General features: G+C 60.5%; 12 protein-coding genes. 9 read left to right on the forward strand and 3 right to left on the reverse strand.

The window, feature by feature from the left end:
* The first annotated feature begins 21 nt into the window (after positions 1–21).
* The 4 genes from xylA (at position 22) to AB5I78_RS16945 (ending at position 5,257) form a co-directional block, all read left to right on the forward strand.
* Positions 22–1,338 carry a xylose isomerase gene (gene xylA / locus AB5I78_RS16930; protein ID WP_369302989.1) on the forward strand — a complete coding sequence of 439 codons (1,317 nt, stop codon included), beginning with the start codon at positions 22–24 and terminating at the stop codon, positions 1,336–1,338.
* A 230-nt stretch (positions 1,339–1,568) separates the two neighbouring features.
* Positions 1,569–2,570, forward strand: coding sequence for a D-xylose ABC transporter substrate-binding protein (xylF, locus tag AB5I78_RS16935; protein ID WP_145164815.1), 1,002 nt, complete (start codon positions 1,569–1,571; stop codon positions 2,568–2,570).
* Between the two features lie 5 nt (positions 2,571–2,575).
* Positions 2,576–4,120 (forward strand): D-xylose ABC transporter ATP-binding protein, encoded by a 1,545-nt coding sequence (xylG, locus tag AB5I78_RS16940; protein ID WP_262207299.1) that lies wholly within the window; start codon positions 2,576–2,578, stop codon positions 4,118–4,120.
* Positions 4,121–5,257, forward strand: a complete 1,137-nt coding sequence (locus AB5I78_RS16945; protein WP_145164811.1) for a sugar ABC transporter permease — start codon at positions 4,121–4,123, stop codon at positions 5,255–5,257.
* A gap of 51 nt (positions 5,258–5,308) precedes the next feature.
* Here AB5I78_RS16945 and AB5I78_RS16950 read toward each other — a convergent pair whose 3' ends face one another.
* Both AB5I78_RS16950 and AB5I78_RS16955 read right to left on the reverse strand, forming a co-directional pair.
* Positions 5,309–6,556, reverse strand: a complete 1,248-nt coding sequence (locus tag AB5I78_RS16950) for a glycoside hydrolase family 68 protein (RefSeq protein ID WP_369302990.1) — start codon at positions 6,554–6,556, stop codon at positions 5,309–5,311.
* A gap of 250 nt (positions 6,557–6,806) precedes the next feature.
* Positions 6,807–7,745 (reverse strand): pectate lyase, encoded by a 939-nt coding sequence (locus AB5I78_RS16955; protein WP_369302991.1) that lies wholly within the window; start codon positions 7,743–7,745, stop codon positions 6,807–6,809.
* Positions 7,746–8,257: 512 nt separating this feature from the next.
* On the opposite strand from AB5I78_RS16955, the gene AB5I78_RS16960 reads away from it, so the two are divergent.
* Positions 8,258–8,560: a hypothetical protein gene (locus tag AB5I78_RS16960; RefSeq protein WP_145164805.1), complete on the forward strand. Its 303-nt coding sequence runs from the start codon at positions 8,258–8,260 to the stop codon at positions 8,558–8,560.
* 216 nt (positions 8,561–8,776) lie between these two features.
* On the opposite strand, the gene AB5I78_RS16965 is transcribed toward AB5I78_RS16960, so the two are convergent.
* Positions 8,777–10,273 (reverse strand): CoA-acylating methylmalonate-semialdehyde dehydrogenase, encoded by a 1,497-nt coding sequence (locus AB5I78_RS16965; protein ID WP_369303057.1) that lies wholly within the window; start codon positions 10,271–10,273, stop codon positions 8,777–8,779.
* 109 nt (positions 10,274–10,382) lie between these two features.
* On the opposite strand from AB5I78_RS16965, the gene AB5I78_RS16970 reads away from it, so the two are divergent.
* The 4 genes from AB5I78_RS16970 (at position 10,383) to AB5I78_RS16985 (ending at position 15,158) form a co-directional block, all read left to right on the forward strand.
* Entirely contained in the window at positions 10,383–11,324 is a 942-nt protein-coding gene (locus AB5I78_RS16970) for a LysR family transcriptional regulator (protein ID WP_369302992.1), read from the forward strand.
* Positions 11,325–11,731: 407 nt separating this feature from the next.
* Positions 11,732–13,603, forward strand: coding sequence for a 3-dehydroquinate synthase (locus AB5I78_RS16975; RefSeq protein ID WP_369302993.1), 1,872 nt, complete (start codon positions 11,732–11,734; stop codon positions 13,601–13,603).
* A gap of 5 nt (positions 13,604–13,608) precedes the next feature.
* Complete coding sequence (locus tag AB5I78_RS16980; protein WP_369303058.1) at positions 13,609–14,478, forward strand: UbiA family prenyltransferase; 870 nt, start codon at positions 13,609–13,611, stop codon at positions 14,476–14,478.
* A complete protein-coding gene (locus tag AB5I78_RS16985; protein ID WP_369302994.1) occupies positions 14,475–15,158 on the forward strand; it encodes an EboA domain-containing protein in 684 nt (227 codons plus the stop codon). The genes AB5I78_RS16980 and AB5I78_RS16985 overlap by 4 nt, the downstream gene beginning before the upstream one ends.
* The last annotated feature ends 37 nt before the right edge of the window (positions 15,159–15,195 follow it).

Genomic DNA, 15,195 nt, shown 5'->3' on the forward strand with positions numbered 1-15,195 from the left:
AAGAACAATAAGGAAATCGCCATGCCGTACTTCCCCGGTGTCGAGAAGGTTCGCTTCGAAGGCCCCAGCAGCGACTCTGCCCTCGCCTTTCGCCACTATGACGCCAACAAAATCATCCTCGGCAAACCCATGCGCGAGCACCTGCGCATGGCAGCCTGTTATTGGCACACCTTCGTGTGGCCGGGGGCGGATATGTTTGGTGTAGGCACCTTCAAGCGCCCCTGGCAGCGCACCGGCGACCCGATGGAACTGGCCATCGGCAAGTCGGAAGCGGCGTTCGAGTTTTTCTCCAAACTGGGCATCGACTACTACAGCTTTCACGACACCGACGTCGCACCCGAAGGCACCTCGATCAAGGCGTACCGCAACCATTTTGCGCAAATGGTCGACCACCTGGAGCGCCACCAGGAACAGACCGGCATCAAATTGCTGTGGGGCACCGCCAACTGCTTCAGCAACCCGCGCTTTGCCGCCGGCGCTGCCAGCAACCCGGACCCGGAGGTGTTCGCCTACGCCGCCGCGCAGGTGTTCAGCGCAATGAACGCCACGCTGCGGCTCAAGGGTGCCAACTATGTGCTGTGGGGCGGCCGCGAAGGCTACGAAACCCTGCTCAATACTGACCTCAAACGCGAGCGCGAACAGCTCGGACGCTTTATGCGCATGGTGGTGGAGCACAAGCACAAGATCGGCTTTACGGGCGACCTGTTGATTGAGCCCAAGCCCCAGGAGCCGACCAAACACCAATACGATTACGACAGCGCCACGGTGTTCGGTTTCCTGCATGAGTACGGCCTGGAACACGAGATCAAAGTGAATATCGAGGCCAACCACGCGACCCTCGCCGGTCATAGTTTCCATCATGAGATCGCCACCGCCGTGTCCCTCGGGATTTTCGGCAGTATCGACGCCAACCGCGGCGACCCGCAGAACGGCTGGGACACCGACCAGTTCCCCAATAGCGTCGAGGAGATGACCCTGGCCACCTACGAAATCCTCAAGGCCGGCGGGTTCAAGAACGGCGGCTACAACTTCGATTCCAAAGTCCGCCGCCAGAGCCTGGACGATGTCGACCTGTTCCACGGCCACGTCGCCGCCATGGATGTGCTGGCCCTGGCGCTGGAGCGCGCAGCGGCAATGGTGCAGAACGACCGGCTGCAGCAGTTCAAGGACCAGCGTTATGCCGGCTGGAACCAGCCATTGGGCCGGGCGGTATTGGCCGGTGAGTTCAGCCTGGAGTCGCTGGCCGAGCACGCCTTTGCACACGAGCTGAACCCGCAGGCCGTGAGTGGCCGGCAGGAGATGCTTGAAGGCGTGGTCAACCGGTTTATCTATACCTGACAGGGTGTCTGCCTGTGGCGAGCGGGCTTGTTGTGGCGAGCGGGCTTGCCCCGCGTTGGGGCGCGAAGCGGCCCTGAAACCTGACACCGCGGTATTTCAGGTAGAGCGGGTCGCCTGGAATGGGACTGCTGCGCCGCCCAACTCGCGGCAAGCCCGCTCGCCACAACTACACTGTTCGCCTACAGTCGTCACACCGTGTCTTTCCAACAACAATAAAAGGACGCATCACCATGAAGTCATTTAAACGCACCTTGCTCGCCACTGCTCTGGCCCTGCTCGCCCTGCCGGTGATGGCCGATTCCGCCCATCCAAAAATCGGTTTCTCCATTGACGATTTGCGCCTGGAACGCTGGTCCCGTGACCGTGATTACTTCGTCGCCGCGGCCGAAAAACTCGACGCCAAGGTCTTCGTACAGTCGGCGGATGCCAATGAACAGAAGCAAATCTCGCAGATCGAAAACCTCATCTCCCGAGGCGTCGATGTGATCGTTATCGTGCCGTTCAACGCCACCGTGCTGACCAACGCCGTCGCCGAAGCCAAGAAGGCCGGTATCAAGGTGGTGTCCTATGACCGCCTGATCCTCAATGCCGATATCGACGCCTACATCTCCTTCGATAATGAAAAAGTCGGCGAGATGCAAGCCAACGGCGTGCTGCAAGCGGCGCCCAAAGGCAACTACTTCCTGCTCGGCGGCGCGCCCACCGACAACAACGCCAAGGTGCTGCGCGAAGGCCAGATGAAAGTGCTGCAACCGGCCATCGACAAGGGCGACATCAAGATTGTCGGCCAGCAGTGGGTCAAGGAATGGAACCCCACCGAAGCCTTGAGCATCGTCGAAAACGCCCTGACCCGAAACGACAACAAGATCGACGCCATCGTCGCCTCCAACGACGCCACCGCCGGCGGTGCGATCCAGGCCCTGGCCGCGCAGAAACTCGCGGGCAAAGTGCCAATTTCCGGGCAGGACGCCGACCTCGCTGCCGTCAAGCGCGTGATCGACGGCACCCAGACCATGACCGTGTACAAGCCGCTCAAACTGATCGCCTCGGAAGCGGCGAAGCTCTCGGTGCAACTGGCGCGCAATGAGAAACCCACCTACAGCTCGCAATACGACAACGGCAGCAAGAAGGTCGACACCATCCTGCTCACGCCTACGCCGTTGACCAAGGCCAATATCGATCTGCTGGAGAAAGACGGGTTTTATACCCAAGAGCAGATTGCCGGGCAGTGACCGCCATGGCCGACTACTTGCTGCAAATGAACGGCATCGTCAAAACCTTTGGCGGTGTCAAGGCGCTGAACGGCATCGATATCAAGGTACGGCCGGGGGAATGTGTTGGCCTGTGCGGTGAAAACGGTGCGGGCAAATCCACCTTGATGAAGGTGCTGTCGGCGGTTTACCCGTATGGCACCTGGGACGGTGAAATCCTCTGGGATGGGCAGCCACTCAAGGCCCAGTCGATCAGCGAAACCGAGGCCGCGGGCATCGTCATCATCCACCAGGAACTGACGCTGGTGCCGGACCTGTCGGTGGCCGAAAACATCTTTATGGGCCACGAACTGACCCTGCCCGGCGGGCGCATGAACTACCCGGCGATGATTCATCGTGCGCAGGCACTGATGCGTGAACTCAAGGTGCCGGACATGAACGTGGCGCTGCCGGTTTCACAGTACGGCGGCGGCTACCAGCAACTGGTGGAAATCGCCAAGGCCCTGAACAAACAGGCGCGCCTGTTGATCCTCGACGAGCCCTCTTCGGCCCTGACCCGCTCGGAAATCGACGTACTGCTGGACATCATCCGTGACCTCAAAGCCAAGGGCGTGGCCTGCGTGTATATCTCGCACAAGCTCGATGAAGTGGCAGCGGTGTGCGACACCATCGCGGTGATCCGCGATGGCAAACACATCGCTACCACCGCCATGGCCGACATGGATATCCCGCAGATCATCACCCAGATGGTAGGCCGCGAGATGAGCAACCTCTACCCCACCGAGCCGCATGAGGTCGGCGAGGTGATTTTCGAAGCGCGTAACGTGACCTGCTATGACGTCGACAACCCAAAGCGCAAACGCGTCGACGATATTTCCTTTGTGCTCAGGCGCGGGGAAATCCTCGGCATTGCCGGGCTGGTGGGGGCTGGGCGCACGGAGCTGGTGTCGGCGCTGTTCGGCGCGTACCCCGGCCGCTACAGCTGCGAAGTGTGGCTCGATGGCCAGGTGATCGACACGCGCACACCGCTCAAATCGATCCGCGCCGGGCTGTGCATGGTGCCCGAAGACCGCAAGCGCCAAGGCATCATTCCCGACCTGGGTGTGGGCCAGAACATCACCCTGGCGGTGCTCGATAGCTATGCGCACCTGACCCGCATCGACGCCGAGGCCGAACTGGGCAGCATCGACCAGCAAATCGCGCGTATGCACCTCAAGACCGCCAGCCCGTTTTTGCCGATCACCAGCCTGTCCGGGGGCAATCAGCAAAAGGCCGTGCTGGCAAAAATGCTGATGACCAAGCCCAAGGTGCTGATCCTCGACGAGCCTACGCGTGGGGTGGACGTGGGCGCCAAGTATGAGATCTACACACTGATGTGTGCGCTGGCGGCCGAAGGCGTGGCGATCATCATGGTCTCCTCGGAGCTGGCCGAGGTGCTGGGGGTTTCCAACCGCGTGCTGGTGATCGGCGACGGCCAGTTGCGCGGTGATTTCATCAACCAGGGCCTCACCCAGGAACAGGTGCTCGCCGCCGCGCTCAGCCATAACAATAATGATCGGAAGACCGCGTAGATGAACCACGTCAAACAGCTGTTTACCCGCTACAAAATGCTCGCCCTGGTAATTGCCGTAGCGTTTATCTGGCTGTTTTTCAGCTGGCAGACCGAGGGCGGTTTCGTGACGCCACGCAACCTCTCCAACTTGCTGCGGCAGATGTCGATAACTGGCATCCTGGCGTGCGGCATGGTGCTGGTGATCATCAGCGGCGAGATCGATTTGTCGGTGGGTTCACTGCTCGGATTGCTGGGCGGGCTCGCGGCGATTCTGGATGTGGTCTATCACATCCCGCTGCTGGCCAACCTCAGCCTGGTGGCACTTTGCGGCCTGATGCTCGGGCTGGCCAACGGTTACATGACCGCCTACCTGCGCATCCCGTCGTTTATCGTCGGCCTGGGCGGCATGCTCGCGTTTCGCGGGATTCTGCTGGGGATTACCGGCGGTACCACCATCGCGCCGGTGTCGCCGTCGCTGGTGTATGTGGGCCAAGGGTATTTGCCGCACAGCGTGGGTATCGGCCTTGGGGTTTTGCTGTTCGCTCTGACCCTGTTCCTCACCTGGAAACAACGGCGTAACCGCGCCCTGCACAGCCTGGCCGCGCACTCCCTGATGCGTGATGGGCTGCGCGTGGCGGTGATCGGCGCGGTGCTCGCCGGGTTCGTCACCACCCTCAACAGCTACGATGGCATCCCGGTGCCGGTGCTGTTGTTGCTGGTGCTGCTCGGCGTATTCAGCTACGTCACCAGCCAGACCGTGTTCGGCCGCCGCGTGTATGCGGTGGGCAGCAACATGGAGGCCACGCGCCTGTCGGGCATCAACGTGCAGGCGGTGAAACTGTGGATCTTCGGCATCATGGGCGTGATGTGCGCCCTCGCCGGCCTGGTCAACACCGCGCGCCTCGCGGCGGGTTCACCGTCGGCGGGCAACATGGGCGAACTGGATGCCATCGCCGCGTGCTTTATCGGCGGCACCTCGATGCGCGGTGGCTCGGGCACGGTGTATGGCGCGTTGCTCGGCGCGCTGGTGATTACCAGCCTGGATAACGGCATGTCGATGCTGGATGTGGACAGTTACTGGCAGATGATCGTAAAGGGCAGCATTCTGGTGCTGGCGGTGTGGGTGGATGTGAGTACGCGGGCCGGGCGGCGCTGAATCACAGCCATAAAAAAAGCCACTCGAATGAGTGGCTTCTTTTTGGCCGGTCTAGCTCAGCACAACATCACGCATTGCCGGGATGTAACCGTAATCGTAGGCCTCCTGCACAAACGAACGGTCCCCCTTCAGTACAATCCTCACGGTGGGCGCCTCGGTGCCGCCGATACGGTAGTCATCGCCGGAGGTGGGCACGCTGTCGATAAACGACGTCACCAGGCCATTGGGCATCACGCAGTGGGAATAGGTCTGGAAAGGTTGCGACGGTGGGTTGCCAAGTACCAGCCCCGAGCCATTCATCGGCGTGTAGGGACCAAACAGATGATCGCCAACAAACCCGTAGACGCCATCCGGCCCGGTCACACCGTCCGCGTAGGTGAACTTGTGGCTGATGGTGAACAGGTAGTACTTGTTGTCCTGGAACACATAATGCGGGCGTTCGGTTTGATCGTTCACGCCCACCGCCGTCACCAGTGGCGGCAGGATTTCCCATTCGTCACCGTTGAGGTCCTTGGCGACAGCAATGCCAATGCAACCGACCTGATACCGCGCACCGCCGACGCCTTCATGGCCAGGCGGCACCAGGCCGAGTTCATCCGGGCCTACTTCGTGAGTACCGCGCTCGCCCGCGACATTGCCTTCAAACACCATGTACAACTTGCCGTCGTTGGGGTCGATAAACGGGCTGGGGTCGCGAAAGTTCCACGTCGCATTCTGCGCTTCGGTCTGGTAATACGTGCCATCAGCCTCGAACAGCGACTTGACGTCAGTGAAGCCCTCAAGCGTTACGCCGCTGTCCGACGTGACGACCCGGCCCCTGACCTTGGCAATCGTGGCCCCCGGCGTTACGCACGTGTAATACAGGTCGATATCGCCGTGGTTGTTGAGCAGGATCGGCGTACCTGCCCATTCACGGGTGGTCGGCGAAACGCCTTCGGCCATCACGCGGCCACCGAAGATCCAGTCCTTGCCGGTGCGCGAGTACCAGTAGCACATGCGCGCATGGCCGTGGCGGTCTTCCCAATCACGCTTGATATCGTAACGGCCATCGGCATTGATGAATTGTGGATCATGCGGGCGACGGTCTGCGGTCAACGTGAAGATAACCGACCAACCATTAACCGATACCACCGTGCCATCCAGTTCACGCAATGGCATGGTGTCCCAAATAAACACGGTGTCACTCATGACAGGGAAGTCAGGACTCACTAACGGCTGTGTAGTCGTCGGGTCATTTTCATTAACTTTTAGCGCATCGGCCCGAGTCCAACGAGTGGGTGTGTGATTCGCAGGTTTCATGATGATGTCCTTTTACTGACGCTTTAGTGACAAGCGAAGATTAAATAACACTGACAGCCGGCAACTGCATTGCGACTGAAAAGAGCGAGCCGTAGTTGGCTCTATATGTGCGAAACAAGGTTTAACATGAAGCCTATTGATGACAACATTAAGAATTATTTAAGTCACAAGTGCCACCACTGTATTTATATCCTTGATATAAATACAGTGGCACGCTTCATAAATGACCGATCAATAGACAGTGAGCTACTCAGCTACCAAACACCAGCGCTACCGCCTGAGCCCCAGCATTCTTTTGCGTGAAATCCTTGGCCTGCGCTGCGGTTCTCAAGGTGTAGTTATAGTTGGAACGCGCTGTCCACTGGGCGTTAGGCGACTTCTGGTTGGTGATGCTGGGCACACTGTTGGTGTCGGTAAAAGTACCAGTGCCTTTATCGTCCAACATGCCGTTATTCTGGCTGCCCTCACCGAAGTAATTACTTTCAGAAAGGATATTGGCGTTCTGCGCCAGGGTAAAACCCAGGTGAAAGTTATTCACGTAGTTGTTATACACGTGAAAATAACCGTAACGCATCAAACCGGGCGCGCGTACTTCCATATTATCGAAGCGGTTATGGCACAGCGTAAGGCGCGGGTAACCATTGAATGCTGCGTTGTTATCATCGGCTGGGTGGCCAAAGATCAAGCCGTACTTGTGGTTGCCAAAAAAGCAGTTGCTGATGGTGGCGTAGTCGGCCTTTTCGCCGATATACACCAGTTTATCTTCACTGCCGTCCGTGGTGGACCAGGTGTGGCCGACAAAAGAGCAATGGTCGATCCAGTATTTGCTGCCGTAGTTCAGGTACACCTGGATATCGTCATTGGCCTTAATACTTGCCGAATGCTTGAAGATAATGTTCTGCAGAATAATATTCTGCGACTGCGCCGTGGCACGCAGGTGGATGTTCTCCAGCGTACGGTTCTGGAAGGAGCCGATCAGGGTCTTGTTGGCGCCCATGTTTACTTTGGTCAGGCTCGACGCCGAGATATTGCTGTTGATCACCAGCACCCGCGGGGTGGTGTCGCCAATATTGGCCTTGAGTTGGTCCAGCGTGGTGATACTGACCACCTGGCCCGCCCAGCCACCAGTGACTTTTGCCGCAAGGGCGAAACCGGTCAAGCCGATGAGCTTGCTTTCTGGATACGACATGAGTTCCCTCTCTTTCATAAAAAGCGGCTCGACAGTGCGAGCCTGTGCATTCAAGTTAATCCGTTAACTTGCACACAGTGTTCGGCATGGCTGGTAATGCCGGTTTTGGCTGATCAGCGCTTAAAAACTGTGTTTATATACAGTAGTGGACATTCAGTACGCGGTCAACCCACGAGCACCACCAATGAGTAGGAAATGGCTTTTTTTCTGGTTTTGAAAAGGCCAGCAAGGCGCGTCGCTTTTAATCGCAGGACGTTTCCTAGACAATCCCCGCCGCCTTGTGCCTGTTGGAATCGGTGGCTAGTCTGCGGTCCGTCGCTGCATTTCAGCGACCGGGTTTAGCAGCCTGACTTCAATAGGCACACGGTTCACTTCTGCTTTTATGGTGGCTGTGCGTGGGGCACCTTCGGGTGCGCTGGTTTTCCTATTGACCGGTCTGCTAACCCGCGTACAGCTGCCACCCTCGTTTAGCAGCGTTGGCGGTAGCTTCCTTGTTCAATAGGAGTTACACCATGAATAAAGTCGTCCCCGACCCACCCCTCAGTTCAGCCAAGGCCCGCGCCGCATTCAACCGCGCCATCGACCATTACCTGCCTGCCCAGGGTGTTCCCATCGAAGACTTGAGCTTCGAAGACGCCCTGCTCTACACCGCGAGCCTGCTCGACAGCGCGTCGGCCACCACCCTCAATTGCAGCGAGCTGCTGCCAAACCCCGAGCGGGCGAAGATTCTGGCGGTGTGGCATTTGCTGGAGATGGCCAGGACGACGGTGGATCGCTCCATTGAGTGCCTGAACCCGACAAAAACCACGGCCTGAATAAACACGGTCAAAAAAGTGTGGGAGCTGGCTTGCCAGCTCCCACAGAAACGCAGAGCACCACGGGGCTGGCAGTTGAACTCGGTCAAATTGTGGGAGCGGGCTTGCTCGCGAATGCGTTGGGTCAGTGACACATGAGCTGGCTGGCACACCGCCTTCGCGAGCAAGCCCGCTCCCACAGTAGATTTCCCTCAGTTGATCTGCGGTGTTATCGAACTATTTGGACACCGGCATCGCAAACTCCGCGCCCTGCTCGATGCTCTCCGACCAGCGCTGCATGATCGATTTCTGCTTGGTATAAAAGCGCACGCCTTCAGTGCCGTAGGCATGCATGTCGCCGAACAGGCTCTTCTTCCAGCCACCAAAGCCGTGCCAGGCCATCGGCACCGGAATCGGCACGTTGATGCCGACCATGCCCACTTCGATACGCCGTGCAAACTCGCGGGCAATGTTGCCGTCGCGGGTAAAGCAGCTGACGCCGTTGCCGAACTCGTGGTCGTTGACCAGCTTGATCGCCTCGCCGAAGTCATTCACGCGCACGCAGGCCAGCACCGGGCCGAAGATTTCTTCGCGGTAGATGCTCATGTCTTTCGTCACGTGGTCGAACAAGGTGGCGCCGAGCCAGAAGCCGTTTTCCAGGCCCGGTTCGGTGGGCACGTAGTCACGGCCATCGAGCAGCAATTGCGCGCCGGCCTGCACGCCTTGTTCGATGTAGCCGCTGATGCGTTCCAGTGCGGCACGCGACACGATAGGGCCCATCTCGGCTTTCAAATCGCGGCCGTCGGTGATGCGCAATGTCTTCGCGCGCTCGGTCAAGGCAGCGATGACTTTATCGCCCACATCACCCACCAGCACCGCCACCGATATCGCCATGCAGCGCTCGCCGGCACTGCCGTAGGCGGCGCCCATCAACGCGTCGACGGTTTTTTCGATGTCCGCATCGGGCATCACCACCATGTGGTTTTTCGCGCCGCCCAGGCCTTGCACGCGCTTGCCGTTGCGCGCGCCGGTCTCGTAGATGTATTGCGCAATCGGCGTGGAGCCGACAAAGCTCACGGCCTTGACGTCCGGGTGTTCGAGCAGGGCATCCACCGCTTCCTTGTCGCCCTGCACCACGTTGAACACGCCGTTGGGCAGGCCGGCTTCGCGCAGCAACTCAGCCATGAACAGCGAGGCGCTCGGGTCGGTCGGGCTGGGCTTGAGGATGAAGGTGTTGCCCGCCGCGATGGCGATCGGGTACATCCACATCGGCACCATCACCGGGAAGTTGAATGGCGTCACGCCGGCCACCACGCCCAAAGGCTGGCGCATCGTCCAGTTGTCCATGCCACGCGACACCTGGTCGGAATGTTCACCCTTGAGCAGGTTGGGAATGCCGCACGCGAACTCGAGGATGTCGATGCCCCGGTCGACTTCGCCCTGGGCGTCGGTGAACACCTTGCCGTGTTCGGCGACGATGATGCGCGCCAGGTCGTCCTTGCGTTCACGCAGCAGGTGCAGGTATTGGAACAGTACGCGGGCACGGCGGATCGGCGGGGTGTCGGCCCAACCGGCGAAGGCGGCCTGGGCAGCGGCGACGGCCTCGCCCACGGTCTGGCGGCTGACCAAGGCCACGCGAGCGGTCACCTCACCGGTGGCCGGGTTGTAGACGTCCTGATAGCGATCATCGCGGGAAACGCGCTGGTCGTTGATGTAATGCTCGATGGTGCGCATGGCAATTGGTCCCAGGTCGGTAACGTTGGAGCCCACGATAGGCTTTCAGTTTGTTCCGAACCAGAGCAGAATCCAGAACTTATTGTCTTCACAGGCGAACAATAGAATCATGGAAAAGGCTGAGATCGAAGGGCTGTGGACCCACATTCATTGGCTGTCGGTGCTTGAGGAACAAGGCACCTACACCGCCGCCGCCGCGCGCCTGGGCGTGAGCAAGTCCGCCGTCAGCCAGCGCATTTCAGACCTGGAGAAAGCCACCGGCACCCGGCTGGTCACCCGCACCACGCGCAGCGTTCGGCTGACCGATGCGGGCCTGTCACTGACCCGCGAAGTGCGCAGCGCCTATGCGCACATCGCCCGTAGTTTCTCGTCGGTGCGCGACGCTGCCGGGGAAATTCGCGGCCTGGTGCGCCTCACCGCGCCGGTGGCGTTTGCCCGCCAGCAGCTGGTGCCGCACCTGTCCGAGTTCCTGCAGCTTTACCCGCAGGTGCGCATCCAGCTGGACGTCTCGGATGCCTTGAGCTCGCTGGCGGCCGAAGGCTACGACCTGGCGGTACGGCACGGCTTCCAGGTGCCGGAAACCCATGTGGCGTGGAAGCTGTGCGACACCGGCTCGGTGCTGGTCGCCACGCGCGAGTACCTGCAACAGCACGGCGAACCGCGCGAACCTGGCGACCTCACCGCGCATAACTGCCTGTACTACCCGCGGGGCACCGACCAGCCGGCATGGACCTTTGAACGCGGCGGCAAACAGGTTGAACGGCTGACCGTGCCGATCGCTGGGAGTTTTTCGACCAATAACAGTGAAGCGCTGCGCGACTCGGCGGTGAACCACCTGGGCATCGCCCTGCTCCCGGATTTCAGCGCGCAGGCCGCACTGGCCAATGGCAAGTTGGTGCAGGTGCTCAAGGGCTGGACGCTTAAGGGCGCGTTTGCCGATGAGATTTACCTGATTCGACCGTACTCGCCCCATGTGCCGAAATCGGTCAGTACGTTAGTGGGCTATCTAAAGGATAAGTTGTCCGGCGGTTTTCGGTTCATGGGTAAGTAACACACTTATGCAGACGACTTAAGCGGAACCATTCTCGACAAGCACTTATTGCCGAACGACTTATAGCCAGCGGCAATAATCCAAATAACCAACGTTAAGACCTTGTATTGAACTTGTTACTTGCCAACGCCTGCAACAACGGGTTCTTGACGCTTTAAAAAAAGCCATACAACTAATTGTAAAACCTAGATAAATATCGCCGTATAAACCTCGCCAACCTGCCGGTTTTAAACTCCTTGCGGCGCAAACTTGCAAAAAAACCACAACCGGCTACGTTCATGAATACCGTGAAAGCCATCAGCCATTACGCACACAACCTGCCCGACGGGCGAGGAACTCTATTGCTCTGAAAACAGCGCTTAACACTGACACGGAACTTAGTCTTAACTCTCAAAAGGGATGCTTTGATGAAGCGCAGCCGGTGGTACCGTGCGTTCTCGAAAAAGGGGCCAGCCGAACATTTTTGGCTGGCGTTGATAGGCTTTGCTGTGCTGGTGATCGCCAGCTTCCTGTTGTTTGAACAACAGATCCAGGACTTCCTGATTCACCTCAACCTGTACCAACCTTCGACGCCTGTCCAGGCATTCAACCTGGCACTGCTGTTGCTCGCCCTGCTCGCCCTCGATGTGGTGTTGCCGGTGCCGTCAAGCCTGGTGGCGTTGCTGGCGGTGGCCATGCTCGGCAGCCTTGTCGGTTACCTGGTGATTTTCATTGGGCTGTGCCTGGGCGCCGGGTTGGGCTATGCCCTTGGCGCCGGCTATTTGCGCTTGCTGTCCGGCCGCCTTGGCTTGCCTCAGCGCCAGCCTGGGCAGTTGGCGTATCGGCTGGGCACGTTGTCGCTGATTTGCCTGCGCGGCGTGCCGGTGCTGGCGGAAACCTCGGTGGTGGCCGCCGGCATGCAACGCTACCCGCTGCGCGCATTCTTGCTGATCACCACCCTGGCCAACGCCGGACTGGCACTGGCTTACACCGCCATCGGCACGTTGCTGATCGAGCAGAACTCGCTGCTGGTCACCCTCCTCGCCAGCATGGTGTTGCCGCTGGCGTTTATGGCCGGTTACAGCCTGCTCAAACGCAAACCCGATGGGCAGCAGCCGCTGCGCGGACGGTTCGAGGTCAGTTACGACTACCCGGTGATGTTCACCGATCACGTGTTTGATCCGCTCAACCCGTGCCTGCACCGCGCGCTCGTCACCCAGCACGAGGCGCCGGTGACGGTGATGGTGTTCGCCGATGCGCAACTGCTGCACAGCGCCCCACAATTGCTGGCGCAAATCGACGCCTATTTCGCCGCCCATGCAGACCTGCATTTGCAAACCGCCCCCATCGCCGTGCCGGCGGGTGAACTGAGCAAAACCTCACGCGTGCTGGAGCAGCTCTACACCGACATGCTGCAACACGGCCTGGACCGGCATTGCTACGTGCTGGCCCTGGGCGGCGGCGCGGTCCTGGATGCGGTGGGCTACGCCTGCGCCACCTTCCACCGTGGCATTCGCCTGATCCGTATTCCCAGCACGGTGCTGGCCCAGAACGACGCCGGCATCGGCGTTAAAAACGGCATCAATGCCTTCGGCCAGAAGAACCTGCTGGGTGCCTTCTACCCTGCCACGGCGGTGATCAACGACTTCCAACTGCTCACCAGCCTCACCCGCCGCGACCAGATCGCCGGGCTGGCCGAAGCGGTCAAGGTGGCGCTGATCAAGGACCAGGCGTTCTTCGCGTGGATGGAACAACACGCCGATGCCCTCGCCCGCTTTGATCACCCGGCCAGCCGCCATGCGATTCGCCGCTGCGCCGAGCTGCACCTGGCGCACATCACCGGCGCCGGCGACCCGTTCGAACGCGGCAACGGTCGGCCGCTGGATTACGGCCACTGGGCCGCGCACAAACTGGAAAACCTCAGCCACCACCGGCTGCGCCATGGCGAAGCGGTCGCGGTGGGCATGGCGTTGGATGGGCTGTATGCGAATGCCTTGGGGTTGTTGAGCGATACCGACACTGAGCGTGTGATGAGCCTGCTGCGCAAACTGGGCTTCAACCTGTGCCCGCCGGAGCTGGCCTTGAAAGATGCGCAGGGTCGCTCGCCGCTGTTGCTGGGCCTGGAGGAGTTCCGCCAGCACCTGGGTGGGCAACTGTCGATCCCCATGCTCAACCGCATCGGCCAGTCGGTGGACCTGCATGAAATCGACAGCGCGACGATGGAGGTCGCGCTGCAACGCTTGTCGACTGCAAGCGAAGCGGCGCTGGCGCTGACGCTGGGCGAGGGTTACGCACAATGAGCCCGATGAAAACCTGGATGACCCTGGGCCGCGTCTCCAACCTGCCCACGGTATGGACCAACACCCTCGCTGCGGCCCTGCTCGCCAGCAGCGCCGGCGCCCTGGCACCGCCGTCGTCGCTGGTGTGGGGGTTGCTGCTGATCACGCTGTCGCTGCTGTACCTGGCCGGCATGCTGTTGAACGACTGGCTTGACGCCGACTGGGATCGGCAACACCACAACCCGCGTCCGATCACCCTGGGTTTGGCCAGCCGGCAACAAGTCGGCCTGGCCACGGCGCTGCTGCTGATACTCGCCGCCGCAGCGGTGCTGGGCCTGAGCCGCTTGATCGACAAGCCGCATTGGCTGCTTGGCAGCGTGGTGCTGCTGGTGGGCTGCATCGTCGGCTACAACCTGCTGCACAAGAAATACGCCCACAGCGTGTGGCTGATGGGCGCCTGTCGCTCGGCGCTGTACATCACGGCAGCGGCCAGCCTGGCGGTGCCGCCGGAGCCGATCTGGCTGTGCGCGATGCTGCTCGGCGTGTACATCAGCGGCCTGACTTACCTGGCGCGCCAGGAGCATCGCAACCAGCTGATCAGCCGCTTGCCATTGCTGCTGATGCTCAGCCCACTGGCCCTGGCGTTCTACTCCAACACGCTGTGGTTCTGGCCGGTATTGCTGCTGTGGTTGGGCTGGCTGGGCTGGCATTACTGGAAACACCTGGCCAACCCGCAACAACGCCAGGTGCGTGCCTTTATCGGCGCTGGCCTGGCCGCCCTGCCGCTGTTCGACGCGCTGGTGCTGGCGGTGGCCAACCAACCGTTGGGCAGCCTGTTGTGTGTGCTGGTGTTTTTCCTGCTTCCCCACTTTCAGCGCTGGATCAAGCCGACATGAACATGCGCCAGGATGGCCTCGCCGCACACCTTCAAGCCCTGACCCAGCAACTGAACGCCGCCGAACTGGATTGGTGGCAGCAGGCGCAGGCGCAGCTTGCCCAGCAACCCAGCGCCACACTGGCCGCGTTATTGAGCGGCCAATGCAAGCGCCTGCTGCCCGCGCCGGCCGTCGAGTTGGCACGTGCGCTGTTAGCGGCCAAGGCACTCGAACACACCCCGGCCACCGAGCAGGTGCCGTTGCTGCGTCAGCTGTTCCTGTGGGGTGACGACCAGGAAAAAATCGCTTTGCTGGGTGCCCTCGACTGGCTCGACAGCGACGGCCTTTGCGTGGCGCTGGCCCTGCAGGCCGGGCGCACCAGCAACCCGCAGGTATTTGCCGCCCTTGCCCTCGACACGGCCTACCCGTCACGCCATTACCCGGAGCGCGCCTTTCACCAGTTGGTACTCAAAGCGCTCGGCATGGGCCTCGACGTCGGGCGCTTGATGGGCCTCACGCAGCGCCAGGGCGTCACGCTCAACCAGCTGGCCCTTGACCTGCTCGATGAACAGCTCGCGGCCGAGCGAACCGTGTCCGCCGGGCTGCCCACCGTCATCGCCTTTGACCTGCTCAGCCCGGCGCAACACCAGCGCCTGCGAAGCCTGAACCTGCCGCCGCAATGGCGCGCCTGCCTGAACTGACACCGCACAACGCCGCCCCTGCCCTTGACGAGGATTC

This window comes from Pseudomonas sp. N2-3-1-14 (genome assembly GCF_041228395.1).
In the GTDB taxonomy this organism is placed as follows: Bacteria; Pseudomonadota; Gammaproteobacteria; order Pseudomonadales; family Pseudomonadaceae; genus Aquipseudomonas.

What these genes read in the sequence shown, in the direction of transcription:
- xylA (WP_369302989.1), top strand. Translation starts at nt 22, where the DNA reads ATGCCGTACTTCCCCGGTGTCGAGAAGGTTCGCTTCGAAGGCCCCAGC.
- xylF (WP_145164815.1), top strand. Translation starts at nt 1,569, where the DNA reads ATGAAGTCATTTAAACGCACCTTGCTCGCCACTGCTCTGGCCCTGCTC.
- xylG (WP_262207299.1), top strand. Translation starts at nt 2,576, where the DNA reads ATGGCCGACTACTTGCTGCAAATGAACGGCATCGTCAAAACCTTTGGC.
- AB5I78_RS16945 (WP_145164811.1), top strand. Translation starts at nt 4,121, where the DNA reads ATGAACCACGTCAAACAGCTGTTTACCCGCTACAAAATGCTCGCCCTG.
- AB5I78_RS16950 (WP_369302990.1), bottom strand. Translation starts at nt 6,556, where the DNA reads ATGAAACCTGCGAATCACACACCCACTCGTTGGACTCGGGCCGATGCG.
- AB5I78_RS16955 (WP_369302991.1), bottom strand. Translation starts at nt 7,745, where the DNA reads ATGTCGTATCCAGAAAGCAAGCTCATCGGCTTGACCGGTTTCGCCCTT.
- AB5I78_RS16960 (WP_145164805.1), top strand. Translation starts at nt 8,258, where the DNA reads ATGAATAAAGTCGTCCCCGACCCACCCCTCAGTTCAGCCAAGGCCCGC.
- AB5I78_RS16965 (WP_369303057.1), bottom strand. Translation starts at nt 10,273, where the DNA reads ATGCGCACCATCGAGCATTACATCAACGACCAGCGCGTTTCCCGCGAT.
- AB5I78_RS16970 (WP_369302992.1), top strand. Translation starts at nt 10,383, where the DNA reads ATGGAAAAGGCTGAGATCGAAGGGCTGTGGACCCACATTCATTGGCTG.
- AB5I78_RS16975 (WP_369302993.1), top strand. Translation starts at nt 11,732, where the DNA reads ATGAAGCGCAGCCGGTGGTACCGTGCGTTCTCGAAAAAGGGGCCAGCC.
- AB5I78_RS16980 (WP_369303058.1), top strand. Translation starts at nt 13,609, where the DNA reads ATGAAAACCTGGATGACCCTGGGCCGCGTCTCCAACCTGCCCACGGTA.
- AB5I78_RS16985 (WP_369302994.1), top strand. Translation starts at nt 14,475, where the DNA reads ATGAACATGCGCCAGGATGGCCTCGCCGCACACCTTCAAGCCCTGACC.